Here is a 22,897-nt window from a genome sequence, read left to right as displayed (position 1 = left end):
TCGGCTGGGACGCTCGGAGTCCCCGTCGCCGGGCCCTCCGGCCGGAGCAGTCCCGCGCGACAGCCGGGCGTCGGCGTACGAGGGTGGAGTGCATGATCGAGGCCCATTCCCTCACCAAGCGCTACGGCGAGCGCACCGCCGTCGACGATCTGAGCTTCACCGTACGTCCCGGCGTCGTCACCGGTTTCCTCGGGCCGAACGGGGCCGGCAAGTCGACCACTATGCGGATGCTCCTCGGCCTGGACGCGCCCACCGCGGGCCGGGCCGCAGTCAACGGCAGGTCCTACGCCGAGCACCGGGCGCCGCTGCACGAGGTGGGCGCGATGCTCGAGGCGCGCTCCGTCCACACCGGGCGCAGTGCGTACCACCACCTGCTGGCACTCGCCGCGACGACCGGGATCTCCAAGCGCCGGGTGAACGAGGTGATCGACCTGGTCGGACTCGGCTCGGTGGCGAGGAAACGGGCCGGCGGCTTCTCCCTGGGCATGGGCCAGCGGCTGGGCATCGCCGGCGCGCTGCTGGGCGACCCGGCGACGGTGATCCTCGACGAGCCCGGCAACGGCCTGGACCCGGAGGGAATCCTGTGGATCCGGAACCTGCTCAAGGGACTCGCGGCCGAGGGACGCACGGTCCTGGTCTCCTCGCATCTGATGTCGGAGATGGCGCTGACGGCCGAGCACCTGATCGTGATCGGGCGAGGACGGCTGATCGCGGACACCTCGGTGGCGGAGTTCGTCGCGCAAGCCGCCGGAGACGTGGTGCGCGTGCGCACCGACGAGGCGGACAGGCTGTGCTCGCTGCTGGCCGGGCCGGATGTGGCGGTCACCGCGCTGGAGGCGGGCGTGCTGCACGTGACCGGGCTGAGCAGTGATCGGATCGGCCGGATCGCGGCCGAACACGGGGTCGTGCTGGCCGAGCTGACACCGCAGCAGGCGTCGCTCGAGGAGGCGTTCATGGAGCTGACCAGGGACGCCGTGGAGTTCCAGGCACCGGCTGCCCGGCTCGTCGAAGCGGGTGGGAAAGGACTGGCGGCATGACAACGGCATCGGCGATCCCCGCCGCCGAGCGGGGCGAGGTCACCCAGCTGCGGGTGATCCGTTCCGAGTGGATCAAACTGCGGTCGTTGCGGTCCACGCTGTTCACCCTGCTCGCCGCGGTCGTCGCGATGGTGGGACTCGGCTGTCTGTTCAGCTATTTCACCTCCGCCCGCTGGGACCATCTGCCGCCGGAGGAACGACTCGCCTTCGATCCGACACTGGTGAGTCTGCGCGGCCTCTACCTGGCCCAGCTGGCGGTCGGAGTACTGGGCGTCCTCGTGGTGAGCGGCGAGTACGCGACGGGGATGATCCGGTCCTCGCTGTCCGCGGTACCCCGCCGCCTTCCGGTGCTGTGGGCCAAGGCCCTGGTGTACGCGGCGGTGGCCTGGGCGCTGATGACGGTCGCCTCGCTGGCGGCGTTCCTGGCGGGTCAGGCGGCGCTCTCCGGCCGCCACCTGGGCACGACGCTGGACGAGCCCGGCGTGCTGCGCGCAGTCCTCGGCGCCGGCCTGTATCTGACCGTCGTGGGCCTGATCGGAGTGGCGTTCGGCGCGCTGATCCGCAACACCGCGGGCGGGATCGCCACCCTCTTCGGCCTCCTGCTGGTGCTTCCCGTGCTGGCCCAGGCGCTCCCGTCGTCGTGGCTCGACCTGATCAACCCCTATCTGCCGAGCACCGCCGGGCAGGGCCTGATCCACATCCACCAGATGCCCCACACGCTGGCCCCCTGGACCGGCTTCGCGGTGTTCTGCCTGTACGCACTGACAGCACTGGCCGGAGCCGGGCTGGCCCTCGGACGACGGGACGCATGATCCGGCGCGGTACGGACGTCCGCACCCCATGGCCGGCTCGGCCCGGCCGAGCGGCTCCACGGTCCCCCTGTGTCCGTGATTCCCGTTCCGTACCGTCGCCGGCGTGGGACGGGATCTACTCGACTTCCGCCCGGTCAGAGTCCGGCCCACCCGCCTGGCAGAAGCCGTATCTGCTCCCGAAACCTCCCTGGGCCACCACACTTCACGTCCGTCCCTGCGGCCCCCATGGCACCGCGGTCACGTCACGCCCCGCAACGATCAGCTGCGAGAATCGAACACAGCACCGGCGTACGGCAGACATGCCGCGGAACTTGGAGGAGCCCTGTGCCGCCGACCTCGCAACCACTGCAGAAGCTGGGTTTCCTCACCATCGGCCTGTTCGACGAGGCTGATCCCCGCCGCGGGCACGAGTCGACACTGGAGATCATCGAGCTGGGCGAGCGGCTCGGCTTCGACAGCGCCTGGGTGCGCCACCGTCACCTGCAGTTCGGGATCTCCTCGCCGGTCGCCGTGCTCGCCGCCGCCACCCAGCGCACGCGTCGGATCGACCTCGGGACCGCTGTGACCCCGCTGGCCTGGGAGAACCCGCTGCGCCTCGCCGAGGACCTGGCCACCGTCGACATCCTCTCCGGCGGCCGGCTCAACCCCGGGATCAGCGTCGGCCCCCCGATGCACTACGACCACATGAAGCAGGCGCTCTACCCCGACACCGCCGACGTGGAGGACTTCGGCTACGAGCGCGTGCAGCGCCTGCTGGACTTCGTGCGCGGTGAGCCGGCCACCGACTTCAGCGGCGCCGAGGGCTTCGAGGTGTTCTCCGACCGGGTCCAGCCGCACTCCCCCGGGCTGGGCAAGCGCCTGTGGTACGGCGGCGGGAGCCTGCGCTCGGCGCGGTGGGCCGGCGAACACGGGATGAACCTGCTGACCAGTAGTGTCGTGAAGGCGGAGGAGTCGGAGGACTTCGCCGAGGTGCAGCTCTCGCACATCCGCGCGTTCCGCGCCCATCACCCCGAGGGCGAGTGCGCCCGCGTCTCGCAGGGGCTCGTCGTCATCCCCACGGACAGCGCGTCGTCCCAGCAGCGCGCCAAGTACGAGGCGTACGCGGCGGAACGGATGCCGCGCACGGCCGTACCGCAGGGTCCCGCGCGACTGATGTTCGCACCCGACCTCGTCGGACCCTCCGGGCAGATCGCCGAACGGCTGTATGCGCACGCCGCGTTCCGTGAGGTCGACGAGGTGGCGTTCGCCCTGCCGTTCACCTTCGAGCACGGGGACTACGTACAGATCCTCACGGACATCGCCACCCGGCTCGGACCGGCACTCGGCTGGCGGCCGGCCGGCTGAACTCCGGGTGACGGCGTGGAGCCCTCAGGGGCGTCAGGCCGGCGACCGGACGGTGGCGGCCCGGGCGATCACGCGTTTCGCAGCCGGGCGAGGGAGTCCGTCGGCCGTCCGTGGCCGCCCAGGCGATCTTTTGCGCGGGCAGCCGACGGGTGATGCTTGCCCCGAGAGGTCCGCACGAACGACGGACGGAGCCCGAATGACGACGGCCAGCGGTTCGGAGATCGAGGTGAGGCCCGTCGCGGGCCACATCGGCGCAGAGATCACGGGGGTCCATCTGGACGGCGATCTGGACGGCACGGCGGTGGCCACGATCCGGTCCGCCGTGCTGCGCTGGAAAGTGGTGTTCTTCCGGGACCAGGAACTCGACCATGCCGCACACATCGCGCTCGCGCGCCGGTTCGGCGAACCGGTCGTCCCGGCCGAGCGAGGGAGCGCCTCGCCGCCGGACTTCCCCGAGGTCGAGACCACGGCCGACCGGCTGGAGCTCGGCGGGCGCTACGGCATGGACCACGACGAGTGGCTGCGGCGCAGGCGGCACTCGCTGCTGAGGGGCTGGCACTGCGACCACGGCGCCCGCGTCGATCCGCCCGCCGCGACCATCCTGCGCGCCGAGACCGTGCCGCCGTACGGTGGCGACACCCAGTGGTCCAACCTGGTGGCCGCCTACGCGGGGCTCTCGGAGCCGGTACGTGCCTTCGTCGACGGACTGCGCGCCGAGCACCGGCTGGGCGTGGGCTACCGGGCGCGGCCCGGCGACGACGCCTACCTGCGTCATCTCCTGGACCACCAGGTGGCGACCGAGCACCCGCTCGTGCGGGTGCATCCGGAGACGGGCGAACGGGTGCTGTTCGTCAACGGTTACTACCTCGAGCAGATCGCGGGCCTCTCACGTGTCGAGAGCGCGCACGTCCTGCAGATGCTCCTGGAGCAGGCCACGCGTCCCGAGTACACGGTCCGCTTCCGCTGGGAGCCGGGCAGCGTCGCCTTCTGGGACAACCGGGCCACCATTCACCTCGCTCCCGGCGACCTGGTCGCCCCCGGGCAGCCCCGGATCATGCACCGCGTGATGCTCGCGGGAGACGTGCCGGTGGGACCCGACGGCAAACCCTCGGCGCCGATCACCGGCACCGAACCCGGACGCTGGTGACCCGTCACAGGAAGTCGTCGACGGTCCGATCCGGGCTTCGATGCCGTCGTGGACGCGGAGATGCACACGTCCGCGGACGGCGCGGCCGGGCCGTGGATCGCCCGGTGCTCCGTCCGGGGAAACCTCCGCTACCGAGCGGAACCTCCTGCTGCCGCTTCCTGTGAGTTCCTTGTCGGATTCCGCGGCATCCGGCGCCAACCTGGGCTAGATTCGAGCACCGCCGATCCCGCATCCGTCGGCGATGTCGCAGAGAGGCTCGGGGGCGGCGCATGCGCGACTTGGGGAACATCCGGGCGGCCGCCCCGGGCTCGACGGAAAGACCCGCCATGACCGGAGGGCTCGCCGACAGCGTCTTCGACACGGCGAGCCGGGACCCCCTCCTGGCACAGATCGCCCGTCGCACCGACAGCGGTGACGGCACTTGGACGACGGTGACGGCGATCGAACTGCGGGACGAAGTGGTCGATCTGGCCAAGGGACTCGTCGCCTCGGGCATCCGTCCCGGCGACCGGGTGGCCATCATGGCCCGCACCCGATACGAGTGGACCGTGCTCAGCTGTGCGCTGTGGGCGGTCGGGGCCGAAGTCGTGCCGGTCTACCCGACGTCCTCGCACGAACAGGTCGAGTGGATCCTCAGGGACTCGGGCTCGGTCGCGGTGGTCGTCGAGGACGAGCAGGGGGTCATGACGGTGGGGTCCGTGTGCGCCTCGCTGCCTCGACTGCGCCATGTCTGGCAGTTGGACACCGGAGCGCTCAGGGCACTCGTGGAGCGCGGCCGCCCGGTACCGGCAACGACCGTGGACTCGCTGCGCCGTATCGTGCTGCCGGACTCGACCGCGGTCATCGTCTACACCTCGGGCACGTCCGGACACCCCCGCGGATGCGCGCTCAGCCACCGCAATCTGGCCAGCACCTGTGACACACTGCTGGCCGGCTGGGGTCACACATGGGCACCCCCCGGTGAGCAGCCCGCCACCGTCGTCTTCCTGCCCTTCTCCCACGTGTACGGGCTGATGCTTCAAGTGCTGTGCCTGCGGGGCGGTTTGCTCATGGGCCACGAACCCGACCTCCGCGCGGACGTCCTCGCCGCCTCCTTGCTGACCTTCCGCCCCACGTACCTGTGCGCGGTCCCGTTCGTCTTCGAGAAGCTCTACAAGAACGTCCTGCGCGCCGCCCAGCAGGCCGGCCGGGGCGCCCGGTTCGAGAGGGCGGTGCGCACGGCGCAGGACTATGCCCTGGCGATGGAGCGGCAGCGGCTGGGCACCGGGCCCGGACCCGGTTTCGACCTGAAGCTCCAGCACGCCCTCTACGACAAGGCGGTGTACCGGAAGATACGCGCAGCCCTCGGCGGGCGGGTGTGCGGCGCCGTGTCCGGCGGATCGCCGCTCAGCCGTGAACTCGCCCTGTTCTACGAGGGGATCGGGATCTACGTGCACGACGGATACGGACTGACCGAGACGGGCGGAGGCATCACCGCTCAGCCGCTCGGACGGGAGAAGTCCGGCACCGTGGGGCACCCGATGCCGGGCGTCGAGGTGCGGGTGGCCCCCGACGGGGAGATCCTGGTGCGCGGCCCCTCCGTCTTCCAGGGGTACGTGAACGACGATCCCGGCACACACGCGGCACTGCAGGACGGCTGGCTGGTCACGGGCGACCTCGGGCACCTCGACCCGGAGGGATATCTGTCCATCACGGGCCGCAAGAAGGACATCATCGTCACAAGCGGGGGCAAGAGTGTCGCCCCGGCGGCCCTGGAGGAGCGCCTGCGGATGCATCCGCTCGTCCACCAGTCGGTGGTCGTGGGCGACAACCGGCCCTGCGTGGGCGCCCTGATCACACTGGACCCGGAGTTCGTGGCGCACTGGCGTGGCGCCCTGTTCACGCCGGGGGACGCTCCGGGGCGGGAGGCGCGGGAGGCGAACGCGCTGCGTCAGGAGGTCGCACGTGCCGTGGCCGCCGCCAACACCACGGTGTCGCGGTCCGAGTCCATCCGGGTCTTCCGGGTCCTGCCGGAGCCCTTCGACGTGGCCAACGGGCTGCTGACCCCGTCGATGAAGCTGCGCCGGGACGCCATCGCACGCCGCTACGCGGTCGAGATCGACGCGATGTACCAGTCCGCGTCGCGCGTTCCACGGGAGCAGAGGTCGGAGGAGCTTCCGCAGTGGGACGACTCCGACGACGTGTTCCGGCGGACGAGGTGAGCGGGCGTCACCCGTCCCGCGATCGGATGTGCGACGGCTCGTGAGGCCGGCGATCACTCCTTCCGCAGCGGCCGGGTGAGGGTCGGCACCAACTGCGAACGGCGAACCCCGGCGCCGTGGTCCCGCACGCCGGCGTCCACGTCGGCCGGGGTCGCCGAGCAGACTGCCCAGCTGTGGCCGCGGGCCTCGGCCGTCACCGGCCGTGGACTCCACGCACATCCGTCCCGCCCATCCTGCGCCGCGGTGAGCCCCGGGCCGCCGCGACACCCGGCCCGGTCTCCGCGTCGCCGGAGTCGCCCGGTGCGACGGCCACGACACCCCTTGCAGCGCCGTCCGGATGCGCGTGCGGGGCAGTGCGGCGCATTCTTGCTGTGAACCCACCCGACGGCCCGGGACGAAGGCAGATCGATGCGAGGGAGCGCCGAGCGCGTGGACAGCGCACCCGGGACGCCGACCGCTGTGCTGACCGGCGCCGTGACGGACGCGATCCGTGCCGTCGGCGGCTTCGCGGGCGGCGTCTACCTGCGCTCCAGCACGCCCGCCGTACTGCGCCTGGCGGTACTCGCCGGGCTGCCGGGCCCGCTGTTCCGACCGTGGGCGCGACTGCACATGGACCGCCAGCTCCCCGTCGCGGACGCCTATCGGCTCCGCAAGCCCGTCGTGCTCACCGACGCCACGGACACGATGCGGCGCTATCCGCAGCTGGCGGCCGAGCTGCCGTTCCGTTTCGCCTCGGTATATGTGCCCGTGGTGGGCGGTACGACGGTGTACGGCGTCCTGACGGTGCTGTGGTCCCCGGCCCCGGACTCCTCCACGGCACTGCCCCACCGGGACCGGGTCACGGCGATAGCGGATCGTCTGGGCGACGCCCTCGGCGCCCTGGACGACGGAGTCCCGGTGCACTGGGACGCGGAGCCACTGGGCGTGCGGCCACCTGCCCATGCGCCGCCCCAGGGCTTCATCGGGCACTTCGTCTGGGACCCCGCCGACTCCACGGTCACCGCCGACGCCACCTTCTGGGACATGACCGGCGGTGCCAAGGACGACATCGCCCGCTCGCCGGAGGCCCTCGCCGCGGCCATCTCCCCCGACGACGCGCACCTCGTGCTCTGCGCGCTGCGGGAGACCGCCTCCGGCTCCCCGCCGTCGCGTCCGCTCGGCGTACGGGCCGAGAACGGCGGTCATCTGATGCTGGAGTTCTGGACCGAGGGATCGGCGCGGCGGGAGTACCGCGTCGGCGGCCTCGTGATCGACCCGGGGACGGGACCGGCGGCGCAGGAAGCCGGGGACCTCCTCCCCGACGGTGTCTTCGCCTTCGACCGTCTGGGACTGATCACCTACGCCAATCCGCGCGCCGCCGATCTGCTGGGCCGACCGCAGGCGGAGCTCGTCGGCCGGGCGCTGTGGGACGCCGTCCCCTGGCTGGACCGCCCTGCGTACGAGGACCATCTACGGGCGGCCCTGATCGCACCCGAACCGGTGCACTTCCAGGTGCGACACCCCACGGCGGGCGCCACCGACGAGATCGACGGGGACTGGCTCACCCTTTCGGTCTATCCCGGCGCGGACGTCCTGACCTGCCGGATCGTGCCTCTCGGACACACCGAGGAGGCGCCCTCGATCGGGGAGTCGGCGGTGACGACGGCGGGAGCGCTGACGGCCTGGGACGCGCCCACGCCGGCGTACCGCCCCATCATCCTCGCGATCGCCCTGTCCGAGGCCGTGACCGCGCGCCAGGTCTCCGAGGTGGTGATGCGGGAGCTGCTGCCCGCCTTCGGCGGGCGCAGGCTGGCCATCTACCTGTTGCAGGAGCGGCATCTGTACCTGGCATGGGAGACCGGCTTCCCGCCCGGGTTCCTCTCGCAGTTCGACGGGGTGGGGCTCGACGCCAAGCTGCCGGGCACGGAGACACTCACCACCGGTCGTCCCCTGTTCTTCGAGTCGATGCAGCAACTGGAGTCCGCCTACCCGGACATGCCGCTGGACACCCCGGTCGGCTCACGGGCGTTCCTGCCACTGATCGCCTCCGGGCGGCCGGTCGGCTCCTGTGTCCTCGGCTTCGAGCGGCCGCGCACCTTCAGCACCGAGGTGCGCACGGTGCTCACGGCACTGGCCGGACTGATCGCCCAGGCCCTGGAGCGTGCCCGGCTCTACGACTCCGAGGCCGCCCTGGCCCGCGGTCTGCAGGAAGCCCTGCTTCCGCACCGACTGTCCGAGCACCCGCAGGTGGAGACGGAAGTCTGCTATCTGCCCGGCACGCAGGGCATGGACGTCGGCGGCGACTGGTACGACGTCGTCGAGGCGGGCGACGGGCTGGCCCTGGTCATCGGCGACGTACAGGGACATGGCGTGCAGGCAGCCGCCACGATGGGCCAACTACGCAGTGCCGTACGAGCGTTCGCGCTCCGCGACTACGCCCCGCACCAGGTGATGGGCGGCACCAACCGGCTGCTCATCGATCTCGATCCCGACCAGTTCGCGAGCTGTTGCTACATCCGCCTGGACCCGGACACCGGGTATGCGCGGGCCGTGCGGGCCGGGCACACTCAGCCCCTGCTGCGCCACCCGGACGGCCGCGCGGAGGTCCTCGACCTGCCCGGCGGACTGGTGCTCGGGGTGGATCCGGAGGCCCGTTACCCGGTGACACACCTGCGGCTGGAGCCCGGGGCCGTGCTGGCGCTGTACACCGACGGGCTCGTCGAGCAGCCGGGGCGCGACATCGACGAGGGGGTCGAGGCGCTGCGCAGGGCGCTCGCCGGCGAGAGCACGGTCCACGGGCACGGACCGTCCCTGTCGGACATCGGGGACCGGCTCATGGAACGCGCCCGGCACGCCACCGACCGCCCGGACGACATCGCGCTCCTGCTGGCGACGCGCCGTGACGAGTCGCCCGGCACCCGCCACGCGTAGCCCGTCGGGGCATCTCCTCGTCGAGCCGGCCCTCCCTCACCCGCTGCCGCGGCCGGCCACGCGCCCAGCACGACATCGGTCCGGACACCGCCGTCGAGGACTACGTCGCGAACATCCTGTCCGGGGTCCGCGAGACGCTGTCCGATGGCCGGGCCGAGGACGCCGGGGCATCGCCCTCCGCGTGAACGCGCGTCGGCGCCGTTCCGGGTGCCGTTCCGCCGCACCGATGTTCCCCACGCGCGGGACCGCCGGTGGCGTTGCGATGATGGCGCACGAAGGCCCGGCCGGACCGCACATCGGCCGGATGTCGAAAGTCAGGAGAACAGCACATGACCTCCACCCGTGGGACGTCCGTGGACCTCCCCACCAAGGACGGCACTGCCGACGCCTACCTGACCTACCCGGACGACGGCAGCCCCCACCCCGCGGTTCTGCTCTACATGGACGCCTTCGGCCTGCGCCCGCGCCTGAGGCAGATGGCCGACCGGCTCGCCGAGAACGGCTACACCGTCCTCGTACCCAACGTCTTCTACCGTCACGGCAGGGCGCCCCTGGTCGAGCTGCCCGACTTCATCGACACGTCCGAACGCCCCGAGATCTTCCAGCAGATCGTGCCGCTCCTGCGGTCCCTGACGCCCGATCTGGTCGAGCGTGACGCGGACGCCTATCTGCGCTGGCTCGCCGACTGCCCCCAGGCCGCCGACGGTCCGATCGGTGTCACGGGCTACTGCATGGGCGCCCGGCTGGCCCTGCGGACCGCCGGCGCGTGTCCGGAACGCGTCGCCGCCGTGGCCGGATTCCACGGCGGACAGCTGGCGGCCGACGCCCCCGACAGCCCCCATCTGGTGGCCGACCGCATCACCGCAGAGGTGTACTTCGGGCACGCCGACCAGGACTCCTCGCTGCCGCCGGAGCAGATCGAACGGCTGGACAAGGCACTCACGGAGGCGGGCGTCCGCCACCGCAGCGAGGTCTACCCCGGCGCCCACCACGGCTACACCCAGGCCGACACCTCGAGCTACAACGCCGAGGCGGCGGAACACCACTGGAGGGAGCTGCTGGCTCTGCTGGACCGCACCCTGCGGCCCACGCAGGGCGCATCGTAGGTCCACCGCCGGGACGGCGGGACCGGTGCGCGCCGCCCCGGCGCCACTCGGGCGCAGGCCGGTTCTCGGAGCCGTGGCAGGGCGGGCGGGCCCGGGATCGGCCCTGAAGTGCCGATGACCTCCCGCTCAGGCCGGCGGGATCACCGCCACCGGGCAGGGGGCATGGTGCAGCAGCGCATGCGCCACCGAGCCGATGCGCGGCCCCACCGCCCGGGAGGAGTGGCGTCCCACCACCACGAGCTGCGCACGAGCGGCCGCGGAGAGCAGCACCTGACCCGCGCTGCCCATCTCCACGTGCTCGGTCACCGGCACGTCCGGAAAGCGTTCCCGCCAGGGCCGCAGCGCCTCGTCGAGCCCCTTCCGCTCGTACGGCTCCAGGCCGCCGGCCTCGTCGAGGAGCTTCAGCGAGCCGGGGCTGTAGGCGAACACGGGCGGCAGGCTCCAGGCCCGCACGACGCGTACGGCGGCTCCCCGGGCCGCGGCCGTGGCGAACGCGAAGCCCAGCGCGGGAGCACTGTCGTCCGGCTCCCCGTGCTGGCCGACGACGATCTCGCGGCCCGCCGCCTCGGCAGCGGCCCGGTCGTCCGACCTGACCAGCACGACGGGCCGGGCGGACTCGGCGATCACCTGCCGTCCCACGGAGCCGAGCAGGAAGCCCACGACTGCGCCGTGGCCCCGCGAACCCAGAACCAGAAGCTCCGCCGCGGCAGCCTCGGCCACCAGGGTCGCGACGAACGGACCCTCCAGGGCCTCGGCGGTCACGGTCAGCTCCGGGTGCCGCTCGATGAGCGTGCGCCGGGCCTTCTCGGCGGTTTCCCGGGCCCACCCCGCCTGGGTGCCCCGGTCCGCGGCCGGGGCGATCTCGTACGGCTCCCACTGCCAGGCGTGCACGATGCGCAGTGGCCGGCCCCGGCGTACCGCCTCGCGGCCCGCCCAGGCCGCGGCGGCGGCGCTCTCCGGTGATCCGTCCACTCCCACGGTGATGGGGCGGGTCATACGGCTGCCTCCCTGTTCATGATCCGACCCATCACACGCTACCGATCCGGACGCTCCCGGGTTCCGCAGCAAAACCGGACGATCGAACATACGATGGGCGAAATACCGATGAGATCGGAGTGGGAGACTATATGGCACAGGCTGCCAGCGCAGCTGCACGGACGGTCATCCTGACTGTGGACGACGACCCCGGGGTGTCGCGTGCCGTGGCTCGCGACCTGCGGCGCCGGTACGGCGAGTCGTACCGGATCGTGCGCGCCGAGTCCGGCGACAGCGCTATGGAGGCGCTGCGGGAGCTGAAGCTGCGCGGCGACCTCGTGGCCGTGATCATGGCCGACTACCGGATGCCCGAGATGAACGGCATCGAGTTCCTGGAACAGGCCCTGGACGTCTATCCCGGGGCACGCCGGGTGCTGCTGACCGCGTACGCGGACACCAGCGCGGCCATTGACGCGATCAACGTCATCGACCTCGACCACTACCTGCTCAAGCCGTGGGATCCGCCCGAGGAGAAGCTCTACCCCGTCCTGGATGATCTCCTGGAGGCGTGGCGGACCTCGGACTACCGGCCGGTGCCGAGCACGAAGGTGGTGGGGCACCGCTGGTCGGCGCGGTCGTCGGAGGTGCGCGAGTTCCTCGCCCGCAACCAGGTCCCCTACCGCTGGTACTCGGTCGACACTCCGGAGGGACAGCGGCTGCTGGCCGCGGCCAGGCAGACCGGTGAACGACTGCCGCTCGTCGTCACGCCGGACGGAACACCCCTGCTCGAACCGGAGGAGCCGGAACTCGCGTCCCACGTGGGGCTGGCGACGACTCCCACCGCGGAGTTCTACGACCTCATCGTCATCGGCGGCGGACCCGCCGGCCTCGGGGCCGCCCTGTACGGGGCGTCGGAGGGCCTCAGGACGCTGCTCGTGGAGCGGTCCGCGACCGGTGGACAGGCAGGACAGAGTTCCCGCATCGAGAACTACCTCGGCTTCCCCGACGGCGTGTCGGGCGCACAGCTGACCGACCGGGCCCGCCGCCAGGCGAAGAAGTTCGGCGCCGAAATCCTCACCGCGCGGGAGGTGAGCTCCCTGGAGGTCAACGGGGCCGCACGCATCGTGCGGTTCTCGGACTTGCCCGCGATCTCGGCCCACAGCGTGATCCTGGCGACCGGTGTGACCTACCGGCAGCTGGATGCCCCGGGCCTCAAGGAACTGACGGGGTGCGGTGTCTTCTACGGTTCGGCGCTGACCGAGGCGCCCGCCTGTTCGGGCCAGGACGTGTACATCGTCGGCGGCGCCAACTCCGCCGGGCAGGCGGCGATGTACCTCGCCCGCGGCGCCAAGTCGGTCACCGTGCTCGTCCGGGGCGAGTCGCTGTCGGCGTCGATGTCGCACTATCTGATCCAGCAGATCGCCGAGGCCCCCAACATCTCGGTACGCACCCGTACCGTGGTGGAGGCGGCGCACGGCACCGACCACCTCGAGCAGCTGACCCTGCGCGACATGGACACCGGGCACACCGAACTCGTCGACGCGCAGTGGCTGTTCGTTTTCATCGGGGCAGCCCCGCTGACGGACTGGCTGGAGGGAACCGTACTGCGGGACGAGCACGGGTTCATCCTGACCGGACCCGACATGACCTGCGACGGGCAGCCACCGCGTGACTGGGAGCTGGAGCGGCCCCCGTACCACCTGGAGACCAACGTCCCCGGCGTGTTCGTCGCCGGCGACGCACGTGCCGAGTCCGCCAAGCGGGTCGCCTCCGCGGTCGGTGAGGGAGCCATGGCCGTGATGCTCGTCCACCGGTATCTGGAGCAGTCATGAACCCACAGCACGCGGAACGGTGTATGAGCGGCCGGACGATGACATGCGACAAGGGGGAGCTGAGAACACTCTTCCTGTTCGAGAAGCTGACCGACGACCAGTTGGCGCGACTGTGCCGGGAAGGCCGGGTGGAGCTGTACGAACCCGGCCCGGTCTACACCGAGGGCGAGCCCGCCACGTGCTTCTTCGTCCTGCTGAACGGCACGGTGGTGATGTCCCGCCGTGTCGCCTCCGACGACGTGGAGCTCTCCCGGACGTCGCAGCGAGGGGTGTACGCGGGCGCCTTCCAGGCGTACCTCGGTGAGCGGGCTCGGGGGGCCCAGTACACCGGATCGATGCGGGTCACCGAACCCTCACGGTTCTTCGTCCTGCCCGCCGAGACCTTCTCCTCGGTCATGCGGGACTGGTTCCCGATGGCGGTGCATCTGTTGGAAGGGCTGTTCTTCGGCAGCCAGAACACGCAGCAGATCATCAACCAGCGTGAGCGGCTGCTGGCGCTCGGTTCCCTGTCCGCGGGTCTCACCCATGAGCTCAACAACCCGGCCGCCGCTGCCGTGAGCGCGACGGCGGCACTGCGCGAGCGGGTCGCCGGGATGCGGCACAAGCTGGGCATGATCGCCGCCCGCCGGTACGAGCCGGAGACGCTGCTCACCCTGGTCGACATCCAGGAGCGGACCGCGGAACAGGTCGCCAAGGCCCCGCCGGTCAGCCCGCTGGAGGCGGCCGACCGTGAGGACGCGATGGGCGACTGGCTCGACGACCACGACATCCAGGGCGGCTGGCAGCTCGCACCCACGTTCGTCCAGGCAGGCCTCGACATCGACTGGCTCGACCAGGTCGCGGCGGCCGTCGACGAGGGGACCCTCGAAACCGCGATCCGGTGGCTCAACTACACGGTCGAGACCGAGCTGCTCATGAACGAGATCGAGGACTCCACGACCCGGGTGTCCACCTTGGTCAACGCGGCCCGGCAGTACTCCCAGCTGGACCGGGCGCCGTATCAGATCGTCGACGTCCACGAACTCCTCGACAGCACCCTGCTGATGCTCTCCGGAAAGATCGGCCCGCAGATCACCGTCGTCAAGGAGTACGACCGCACCCTGCCGAGCATTCCCGGCTACCCCGGCGAGCTCAATCAGGTGTGGACGAACATCATCGACAATGCGGTGTCCGCCATCGAGGAGGCGGGCGGTGACGGCACGCTGACCGTGCGCACCGCGCTCGACCACGACCGGTTGCTCGTCGAGTTCTGCGACACGGGCCCCGGTGTGCCGCCGGAGATCCGCAACCGCATCTTCGACCCCTTCTTCACCACCAAGCCGGTGGGCCAGGGCACCGGGCTCGGCCTGGACATCTCCTGGCGCATCGTCGCCAACAAGCACCACGGCAGCCTGGACGTCCAGTCGATGCCGGGCGACACGCGGTTCCAGGTGCGGCTGCCCCTGACCGCCGCGGCGTCCGATGTCGTCGAGGAGAGCGTCGAGTCGCAGCCTGCTCCCGAATCATCACCGGAGGCAAGATGAGCACAGTGAACGGAATCGAGCCCAGCGTCCCGCCGAGCGGCAGCGGCTGTGTGGAGTGCGACAAGGTGGGCGGCTGGTGGTTCCATCTGCGCCGGTGCGCGCAGTGCGGGCACATCGGCTGCTGTGACGACTCTCCGGACAAGCACGCCACTGCCCATTTCCACGCCACCGGGCATCCGGTGATCCGCAGCTTCGAGCCGGACGAAGGCTGGTTCTGGGACTACACCACGTCCCAACTGTACGAGTCCGGGCCGGACCTGGCGCCCCCGGTCAGCCACCCCGAGGACCAGCCCGTGCCGGGGCCGGAGGGGCGGGTACCGGCCGACTGGGCGGAGACGCTCCGCTAGGTCCGGCCGGCAGGCGCGCGGGAGTTCACTGATCGACGGGCCGCACATCGTGTGCGGCCCGTCGAGCCCGTTCCCGGCCTTTGAAGGGATGCACCCTCCCCTGCACTGGTTCTCCGCCGCCCCTTGGCAGGAGCCTGACCCGCCGGACATCGGCGGCCACCCGGATTTCCTCCGCCGCTCGTGCGAGGGTGGAGGCGGCGCGACAGCGGTGTCGCGGGCGTACGGAACTGTCTTGGGAGGCAGGGGCGTTGATCGGGATCTCGGACCTTCACGCGGCCGCGGAGCGGATCGCCGGGCACGTCGTACGCACCCCGACGGTGGCGAGCCCAGGGCTCACCGCGCTGCTCGGGGCCCCGGTGACCGCCAAGCTGGAGCTGCTGCAGCGCACCGGTTCCTTCAAGGCGCGCGGCGCCACGGCGCGGCTGCTCACGCTCGGCGAGGCCGAGCGGGCCGCGGGGGTGGTGGCGGTCAGCGGCGGCAATCGCCGGGCAGGGCACCGTCGGCCTGGAGTTCGCCGAGGACGCGGGTGCGTTGACGGATGTTCTGGTGAGCGTCGGGGGCGGTGGGCTGATCGCTGGCGTGGCGGCGGCGCTGCACGCCCTGCGGCCCGGCATCCGTGTGTGGGGCGTGGAGACGGAGGGCGCCGAGGCCATGTCCCGGGCACTGGCGGCGGGCGGGCCGGTACCGGTGGAGCTGTCGTCGGTCGTGACCACGCTCAGCGCGCCATCCGTCTCGCAGTTGACGTACGACCATGCGTCGGCCCTGGTCACCGAGGTCCTGGTGGTGCCGGACAAGGAAGCGGTCCGCGGCAGCCTGGCGCTGGCCGAGCATGCCGGGGCGTGGACCGAGCCCGCCGCGGGCTGTCTGCTGCCGGCGGCCCGGCAGGTGCTGGCGCGCGTCGGTGACGGGGCCCGGCTGGGTCTGGTGGTGTGCGGCCGCAACGCGACCGTGACGGACATCGTGGGGTGGGCGGACCGGTTCGGGCTGCGCTGACCCGGAACGTGGCAGGATGCTCGCCGGATGGACGAGACCTTGATGTGCGTCCGCTGTGGCGGAACGGTGGCCCCCGACGGTGTCTGCTGGCACTGCGGGGCGGTGCAGCCCGCATTCCGGGCCCATCTGGAGATCACGGCCGGCGCCGACGCGGCCGGGGTCAGCGACGGGGGCCGCAGGCGGGGGATCAACGCGGACGCTCTGGCGCTCGCGACCGACGGTGAGTGGACGGTCGGTGTCGTCTGTGACGGGGTGTCCATGTCGCCGCGGCCGGAGCGGGCGGCGCGGGTCGCAGCCGAGACCGCCGCGTCGATCCTGGTCGCACGACTGCGGGGGGAGACGGTGCCGGAGGTGGCCCTCCACGAGGCCGCCGTTCGTGCAGGCCGGGCGGTGAGCGCCCTGGCCGCGTCCGAGGACACCGCACCTGCCTGCACGTTCGTCGCCGGTGTCGCCGGGCCCGGGGGCGTCTGGAGTGCCTGGGTCGGTGACAGCCGGGCCTACTGGCTGCCCGACGAGGGGCCGGGCATGACCCTGACCGAGGACGCCACCGGCCGGCATGACGCCCTCACCGCCTGGCTGGGCAGGGACGCGGGACCGGTGACCCCACACGTCCGCGGCTACCGGCCCCTCGTACCCGGTCGTCTGCTGCTGTGCACGGACGGCCTGTGGCGGTATCTGCCGGATGCCGCCCGGCTGCGTGCGGCGCTCGGACGCCACGGCCCGGACGCGCGGGCCGACGCCCGAGCACTGGTCGGACACGCCCTGGACGCGGGCGGCCGGGACAACGTCACCGCCGCCGTCATCCGCGTGGTGCCGAGCCCTCCCGGGAGGTGAGCGGAGCGCGGTGGCGGCGCAACGGGCCGACGTGAAGGGGGGTCGTGTGCCAGCGGGCCGTGAAGGTGCCGTCGTCGAGGGCGCAGGTCACCGTCAGGCGGTGCGGCGTCTCCAGAAACACGATGTCGACGTGCAGGGTGTCCTGGGCCGTCCAGCCACCGCTCACCGCCCTGGGGACCGTGCCGTCGTCGACTGCCCAGCCGGAATCGGGAAGGCGCAGGGCGAGACGCTCCTCGCCCTCCACGAGGGTCGCCGTCCAGGCGCCGTCCGCCCTGGCGACCTCGACCCTCGTCAGGGTCGGCTGGTTCGCGCAGTGGCCGCCGCGGGGCGTGAAGCGGGCCCGCTGCCAGGGGCCGGGGTCCGCGGCCGGCCCGGGGTGCGCGGCGACCGGTGGCAGCGTGAGTCGGTCGAGGCGGTCCTGGAGCGCCTTGTCCTCCTCGGCGCGGCCGGCGAGCGGACCGGGACCGAGTGCGGGCAGCAGATGACGCCACATCGCGTCGAGGAGTTTCTGCATCTGCTCGGTGGCCGCGGTCGTCGCGATCACGGTGTCGTGTTCCGGCAGGACGACGCAGAACTGGCCGTACGCCCCGTCCCCCCGGTATCCGTGTCGTGACATCCAGAACTGGAAGCCGTAGCCCTGCTGCCAGTCCGAAGCGGCGCCCTCGGCCGTCCCGTCGGCGTTGGAGATGTGCGAACGGGTCGCGCCCGCCACCCAGGAGGACGGCAGCAGCCGCCTGCCCTCCCAGACGCCGTCCTGCAGGTACAGCAGCCCCAGGCGGGCGATCGCGTCCGTGGTGGCGTGCAGTCCGCTGAACCCGAGGTCCCGGCCGCGCGGGTGCTGGGTCCAGGCGACCTCGCCGATGCCCAGGGGGTCGAGGATCCTCGGGCGAAGGTACTCGGTCAGCGACCGGCCGGACAGCCGCTGTACGAGCGCGGCCAGCGTGTAGGTCGTGGGCTGGTTGTACGCGAAGACGGTGCCGGGATCACGGTCCGGGGGGATCAACAGGAAGCCGCGTACGGGTTCGGCGCGGTCGAGCCCGAAGGCCTCGTCGTTGGTCTCGGCGAGGTGCCCGCTCGCCATCGACGCGATATGCCTGACCAGCATGGCGCGGCTGCGCGGGTCGGTGATGTCCGCCTCGAACTCAGGGAAGTACGAGATCACGGGCGCGTCGAGATCGAGCAGTCCCTCGGCGACGGCCACTCCGGCCGCCGTCGAGGTGAAGCTCTTGCTGAGGGAGTACAGCAGGTGGAGGCGGTCGGCGGTGTACGGCGCCCACCAGCCGGAGGCGACCAGGCGGCCATGGCGCAGGATCATGAGGCTGTGGGGCTCGATGTCGGGGGCCGCCTCGATGACGTCGAGGAACGCCTGGATCCCGCGGGCGTCCACCCCTTGCTCGGCGGGTGTGCTGACGGGCAACGGGCGGGTGCTCATCCGGCGGGCCTCCTGGAACGCTGCGGGCGGGCTGTCGCGCATTCGGTTCGCTGTACGCGCCATCCTTCCGCCGGAGCCCGGGGCCTGTCCACGGTCCCGGTCGGTGGCCCCGTACCGACTCCAACCCTGGTGCGGAGTAGGGGTGTTGACGGTACACCGCCATAATGATCCGGTGATCACCTCTTCCCCCACACTCCTCCCCCCGTCCGATCAGCACGCTCCCGTCGTCATCGTCGGCGCCGGCCCCGCCGGGCTGACCCTCGCCAACGTCCTGCGGAGCGCCTCCGTCGACTGCGTGGTCCTCGAGGCCGAGAGCCGGCAGTTCATCGAACAACGGCCCAGGGCGGGGTTCATCGAGGAAGGGGCGGTGCGTGCGCTGGAACGGCACGGACTGGCCGGACGTCTGCTGGAACGGGCGCAGACACACACGGAGTGCGAGTTCCGTATCGGCGGCGAACGGCTCCGGTTCGGCTACACGCGCGCGTCCGGCCACCGTCACTTCGTCTATCCCCAGCCGCTGCTCGTCACCGACCTGGTCCGGGAGTACACAGACGTCAAGGGCGGCGACATCCGCTTCGGTGTACGCGACGTCGAGCTGCACGACGTCGACAGCGAGTCCCCGTCGGTGTCGTACACGGATACCGACTCGGGTGAACGCCGCCGGATCACCTGCGACATGGTCGCCGGCTGCGACGGCGCCCGTGGCGTGACCCGGGCCTCGCTGCCTCCCGAGCGCGCACATGTCGCCCGGCTGGACTACGGGGTGGGGTGGCTGGCCCTGCTGGCGGAGGCCCCGCCGTCGTCGGACTGCGTGGTCTTCGGGGTCCATCCACGCGGTTTCGCCGCACACATGGCCCGCAGCCCACAGGTCACCCGCTACTACCTCGAGTGCCCGCCGGGCGACGACGCGAGGAACTGGCCCCACGAGCGGGTCTGGTCCGAACTGCGCGCACGGCTGTCCGTGACGGGTGCTCCGCCGCTGACCGAGGGGCGGTTGATCGAGAAGCGCGTACTGGACATGCACAACTACGTGGTGCAACCCATGGCGTACGGAAGGCTGTTCCTGGCGGGCGACGCGGCCCATCTGGTGGCGCCGATCGCCGCGAAGGGCATGAACCTCGCCCTGTACGACGCGCTGCTACTCGCCGACGCGCTCGTCGCGTACTACCGCGACGGTGACAGCGGCCGCCTGCGCGGCTACTCGGCCGCCTGTCTGCGCCGGGTGTGGGAGTACCAGGAGTTCTCCGAGTGGTTCGCGGAGCTGCTGCACGGACCGTCCTCGCAGGATCCCTTCCGCGCCGGCAACGCCACTGCCCGGCTACGGCGGCTGTTCGACTCCTCCGTCGCGGCGGCCGCGTTCGCCGAGTCGTACATCGGCTCGGGTGGCGACGGTAACCATAGGTAACCTACTGACGAGCAGTCAAGGGCCGTGTTTTCGCACGTGCGAGCGGGAGAAAGTGCGGTCCCGGAAAATCCCGTCCGTAGAAATCGCCTTTCTTTGAACACCCACCGTCACATCCACCGTACTTCCGGGAAACGGGAGAATCCGGTACACAGCGAGGGATGACGATGGACCATGTTCAGGTCTGCACAAGGGAGTTGATCACCGGACGGTACCGGGCCCTCAAGGCCGTTCACGATGAACATGGGCGGTCCGTCTGGATCGGCGAGGACGAGGCGTTCGGACGGCCGGTGACACTCACCGGGTCGCGGATCGCACCGGTTCAGCCCGAGGTCACCGTGCGCCGTACCGTCGCCCGGATCCTGCGCGAGTCAGAGGCCATCGAGCTGCTGTGTCCCGGTCGTGTCGCCACCGTGCTCGACGTGGTCGAGGACAGCGGTGTCCTGTGGACCGTGACGGAGCGGATCGACGGCACACCGCTCGGGGCGGTCCTGGCCCACGGCCCCCTCAACTACGTGCGGGCGGCCCGGATCGGCCTTGGCATCCTCGATGTACTGGAGGCCGCCCACCGCCGTGGGGCGACCCACGGAGACCTGAGCCCCGGGCAGGTGTTCGTACAAGAGGGCGGCACCGTCGTGGTGACGGGGTTCGGTCTGATCGGCGCGTCCGTCACTCAGCGGGTCACCGCGCCGTCGTACGCCTCCCCCGAGCAGGCCCGAGGGTCGAGTGCGGGACCGGCGACGGACCAGTGGGCGCTGGGAGCGCTGCTGTACGCGATGGTGGAGGGCCGTCCGCCGGTCAGGGACCGGGGCCCGGTCGAGTCGACATTGCGCGCGGTCGACCGGCTCCCGCCGCGCTCCCCGGTGAACGCCGGTCCGCTCGCTCCGGCCATCACCGGGCTGTTGCGCCGCGACGCCCTGGAGCGGGTGCCGGAACCCGTCGTGCGTGCCTCGCTGACGCGCATCGTGAGCGCGGACCCCGACGAGTCCGGGCACGAGACGCTGATGCCGCGTTTTCTGGACGCGTGGCAGTTCGCGCACCGAGTGTGCCGGGCATGGGGCAGGCCGGCGGTGCGTCGGTCGGTGCTGGTGGGCGCGGGCCTCGTGGTCGCGAGCTCGTCGGTGGCCGTCCTCGTCGCGGCGGGCCGCTCGGACAACGGCGGCACGTCGGCGACCGGCACCGTGCCCTCCCGCTCTGCGGCTCCCTCCACGCCGGCCGACCCGACGGGCGACGGCACCGATCGCGGGGCGCCGCCTTCGGGCGCGGTGCCGTCCCCGTCGGCGAGCGCCACTCAGGACCCGAACGCGGGCTTCGGCCGCCATGTGGCGCCGGAGGGCTTCTCCCTCTACCTGCCACAGGGATGGGAGCGCATCCGTACGGAGAGCGCCCCCGAAGACACCTACCGGGTGACGTTCGGCGCGAGCGGGGACCCGCGCACGCTGACGGTCACCGCCGGCGTGCATCTCGGTGGGGACCCGGTGGCGATCTGGCGCGCCCTGGAGCCGTCCCTGAAGGGCGCGTACGCCGACTACGCACGGGTGGGCGACATCGTCCCCGTCACCTACCAGGGCTACAAGGGCGCGGACATCGAGTGGTTGTCCACGGTGGACGGCGTCCGCGCGCACACCTTCGGCCGCGGCTTCCTCGTCGGTGCCGGCCGCGGCTTCTCCCTGCGCTGGACCGCCCCCGGCGCCGACGCCGGGAACACGACCGACCAGCTGGCGCTGAAGGTCATTCTGCGGACCTTCCGTCCGACGCCGTCCTGACCGCACGCGGGTTCCCGGCAGCGCGGTTGGCCGCCGCGGCTTGTACGACGGGGAGTTCTGCGAGGGGATCGGGGTCGGTGACCGGGCGCTCGAAGACCTAACGTATGCCGCAGACGACGAATGAAGGGCAGACTGAGGGTCCGACCGGCCGGGGTCGTGCCGCCGACCGGTCTCCCCGCCTGCGCCTACCAGCGGTTCTCGACCTGCTCCTTGATCCGCCGGTCGTACAGGTCCTGGATCGCGTTAAGCGTCTCCTGGGAGAGCGGAGGGAGCTTGGCGACCGCCGCGTTGGCGCGGGCCTGGTACGCCGAGCGGGCGCCCGGGATCACCGTGGTCACGCCGGGCTGCTGGACGATCCAGGCCAGCGCAAGCTGGGCCGGGGTGAAACCCTCCGGAGCGAGTGCGGCGAACTCGGCCGCCGCCTCCACACCGGTGGCGAAGTCGACGCCGGAGAACGTCTCGCCCTGGTCGAAGGCCTCACCGTGCCGGTTGTAGGAGCGGTGGTCGTTCGCGGCGAAGACCGTGTCCTTCGTGTACTTGCCCGACAGCAGGCCGGAGGCCAGCGGCACACGCGCGATGATGCCCACTCCGGCCTCCTGTGCGACCGGGAGGACCTCCCGCAGCGGCTTCATCCGGAACGGGTTGAGGATGATCTGCACGCTCGCCACGTTCGGGTGGGCGATCGCGGTCAGCGCCTCGTCACAGGTCTCCACGCTCACGCCGTACGCGGCGATGCGGCCCTCCTCGACCAGAGTGTCGAGGGCGTCGTACACCGCGTCGGAGGAGTACACGGGCGTCGGCGGGCAGTGCAACTGCACCAGGTCGATGCGGTCGACCCCGAGATAGCGCCGGGAGCGGTCGTTCCAGGCGCGGAAGTTGTCCAGGACGTAGTTCTCCGGGATCTGGTCGAGTCGGCGGCCCATCTTGGTCGCCACCAGCACGTGCAGATCGGGCCTGCCCAGCAGGAATGCGGCGATGGTCTGCTCGCTGCGCCCGTCGCCGTACACATCGGCGGTGTCGAAGAAGGTGACCCCGGACTCGGCCGCCGCCTCCAGCACCTCGTGGGCGTCCTTGTCGTCGACGTCGCCCCAGTCCGCGCCCAACTGCCATGTGCCCAGGCCGATGACCGACGCGTGCTGCCCCAACCTGCCGAAATCGCGCTCTTCCATGCGGCCAGTCTGTCATCCGCGCCGCCCACGCAGCGAACGCCCCGTCCTGCGCGCCGCACCGGTGATC

General features: G+C 71.6%; 17 protein-coding genes and 1 pseudogene. 14 read left to right on the top strand and 4 right to left on the bottom strand.

Annotated features, from left to right (window positions below; all coding sequences use genetic code 11):
• The first annotated feature begins 92 nt into the window (after positions 1–92).
• From VXC91_RS05575 to VXC91_RS05555, 5 genes are all read left to right on the top strand, one after another.
• Positions 93–1,037, top strand: coding sequence for an ABC transporter ATP-binding protein (locus VXC91_RS05575; RefSeq protein WP_329505533.1), 945 nt, complete (start codon positions 93–95; stop codon positions 1,035–1,037).
• Positions 1,034–1,849, top strand: a complete 816-nt coding sequence (locus VXC91_RS05570; RefSeq protein ID WP_329505532.1) for an ABC transporter permease subunit — start codon at positions 1,034–1,036, stop codon at positions 1,847–1,849. Before VXC91_RS05575 ends, VXC91_RS05570 begins: the two co-directional genes overlap by 4 nt.
• Positions 1,850–2,173: 324 nt before the next feature.
• A complete protein-coding gene (locus VXC91_RS05565) occupies positions 2,174–3,193 on the top strand; it encodes an LLM class flavin-dependent oxidoreductase (protein ID WP_329505530.1) in 1,020 nt (339 codons plus the stop codon).
• 196 nt (positions 3,194–3,389) lie between these two features.
• Positions 3,390–4,340, top strand: a complete 951-nt coding sequence (locus VXC91_RS05560) for a TauD/TfdA dioxygenase family protein (RefSeq protein WP_329505529.1) — start codon at positions 3,390–3,392, stop codon at positions 4,338–4,340.
• A gap of 269 nt (positions 4,341–4,609) precedes the next feature.
• A complete protein-coding gene (locus VXC91_RS05555; protein WP_329505528.1) occupies positions 4,610–6,541 on the top strand; it encodes an AMP-dependent synthetase/ligase in 1,932 nt (643 codons plus the stop codon).
• Between the two features lie 53 nt (positions 6,542–6,594).
• Here VXC91_RS05555 and VXC91_RS05550 read toward each other — a convergent pair whose 3' ends face one another.
• Positions 6,595–6,738: a hypothetical protein gene (locus VXC91_RS05550; RefSeq protein WP_329505527.1), complete on the bottom strand. Its 144-nt coding sequence runs from the start codon at positions 6,736–6,738 to the stop codon at positions 6,595–6,597.
• A 211-nt stretch (positions 6,739–6,949) separates the two neighbouring features.
• Between VXC91_RS05550 and VXC91_RS05545 the strand changes: the two genes are divergently transcribed.
• Together VXC91_RS05545 and VXC91_RS05540 are read left to right on the top strand one after the other, a co-directional pair.
• Positions 6,950–9,451 carry a SpoIIE family protein phosphatase gene (locus VXC91_RS05545; protein WP_329505526.1) on the top strand — a complete coding sequence of 834 codons (2,502 nt, stop codon included), beginning with the start codon at positions 6,950–6,952 and terminating at the stop codon, positions 9,449–9,451.
• 329 nt (positions 9,452–9,780) lie between these two features.
• On the top strand, positions 9,781–10,557 hold the full coding sequence (locus VXC91_RS05540; RefSeq protein ID WP_329505525.1) for a dienelactone hydrolase family protein: 777 nt from the start codon (positions 9,781–9,783) through the stop codon (positions 10,555–10,557).
• Positions 10,558–10,683: 126 nt separating this feature from the next.
• Here the strand turns inward: VXC91_RS05540 and VXC91_RS05535 are convergent, their stop codons facing one another.
• Complete coding sequence (locus tag VXC91_RS05535) at positions 10,684–11,553, bottom strand: universal stress protein (protein ID WP_329505523.1); 870 nt, start codon at positions 11,551–11,553, stop codon at positions 10,684–10,686.
• Positions 11,554–11,684: 131 nt separating this feature from the next.
• On the opposite strand from VXC91_RS05535, the gene VXC91_RS05530 reads away from it, so the two are divergent.
• From VXC91_RS05530 to VXC91_RS05510, 5 genes and pseudogenes are all read left to right on the top strand, one after another.
• The gene (locus VXC91_RS05530) at positions 11,685–13,364 is read left to right on the top strand and encodes an FAD-dependent oxidoreductase (RefSeq protein ID WP_329505521.1); all 1,680 of its coding nucleotides are present in this window, start codon (positions 11,685–11,687) and stop codon (positions 13,362–13,364) included.
• A gap of 23 nt (positions 13,365–13,387) precedes the next feature.
• Positions 13,388–14,887 carry a sensor histidine kinase gene (locus VXC91_RS05525; RefSeq protein WP_329505519.1) on the top strand — a complete coding sequence of 500 codons (1,500 nt, stop codon included), beginning with the start codon at positions 13,388–13,390 and terminating at the stop codon, positions 14,885–14,887.
• Entirely contained in the window at positions 14,884–15,234 is a 351-nt protein-coding gene (locus VXC91_RS05520) for a UBP-type zinc finger domain-containing protein (protein WP_329505517.1), read from the top strand. Before VXC91_RS05525 ends, VXC91_RS05520 begins: the two co-directional genes overlap by 4 nt.
• 248 nt (positions 15,235–15,482) lie before the next feature.
• Positions 15,483–16,227: pseudogene (locus VXC91_RS05515) on the top strand (pyridoxal-phosphate dependent enzyme).
• 27 nt (positions 16,228–16,254) lie between these two features.
• Positions 16,255–17,061 (top strand): PP2C family protein-serine/threonine phosphatase, encoded by an 807-nt coding sequence (locus tag VXC91_RS05510; RefSeq protein WP_329505515.1) that lies wholly within the window; start codon positions 16,255–16,257, stop codon positions 17,059–17,061.
• Here VXC91_RS05510 and VXC91_RS05505 read toward each other — a convergent pair.
• Entirely contained in the window at positions 17,027–18,493 is a 1,467-nt protein-coding gene (locus VXC91_RS05505) for a serine hydrolase domain-containing protein (protein WP_329505568.1), read from the bottom strand. The two genes, VXC91_RS05510 and VXC91_RS05505, sit on opposite strands and share 35 nt — an antisense overlap.
• A gap of 172 nt (positions 18,494–18,665) precedes the next feature.
• Here VXC91_RS05505 and VXC91_RS05500 point away from each other — a divergent pair, with 172 nt between their 5' ends.
• Both VXC91_RS05500 and VXC91_RS05495 read left to right on the top strand, forming a co-directional pair.
• Positions 18,666–19,898, top strand: a complete 1,233-nt coding sequence (locus VXC91_RS05500) for a 4-hydroxybenzoate 3-monooxygenase (RefSeq protein ID WP_329505513.1) — start codon at positions 18,666–18,668, stop codon at positions 19,896–19,898.
• A gap of 158 nt (positions 19,899–20,056) precedes the next feature.
• A complete protein-coding gene (locus tag VXC91_RS05495) occupies positions 20,057–21,661 on the top strand; it encodes a serine/threonine-protein kinase (RefSeq protein ID WP_329505511.1) in 1,605 nt (534 codons plus the stop codon).
• A 185-nt stretch (positions 21,662–21,846) separates the two neighbouring features.
• On the opposite strand, the gene VXC91_RS05490 is transcribed toward VXC91_RS05495, so the two are convergent.
• A complete protein-coding gene (locus tag VXC91_RS05490) occupies positions 21,847–22,830 on the bottom strand; it encodes an aldo/keto reductase (RefSeq protein ID WP_329505509.1) in 984 nt (327 codons plus the stop codon).
• Between the last annotated feature and the right edge of the window lie 67 nt (positions 22,831–22,897).

The sequence above is a fragment of the Streptomyces chiangmaiensis genome, from assembly GCF_036281785.1.
GTDB lineage: Bacteria > Actinomycetota > Actinomycetes > Streptomycetales > Streptomycetaceae > Streptomyces > Streptomyces chiangmaiensis.
The sequence above is the reverse complement of the archived record's forward strand: the minus strand, read 5'-3'. Positions and strand labels throughout refer to the sequence as shown.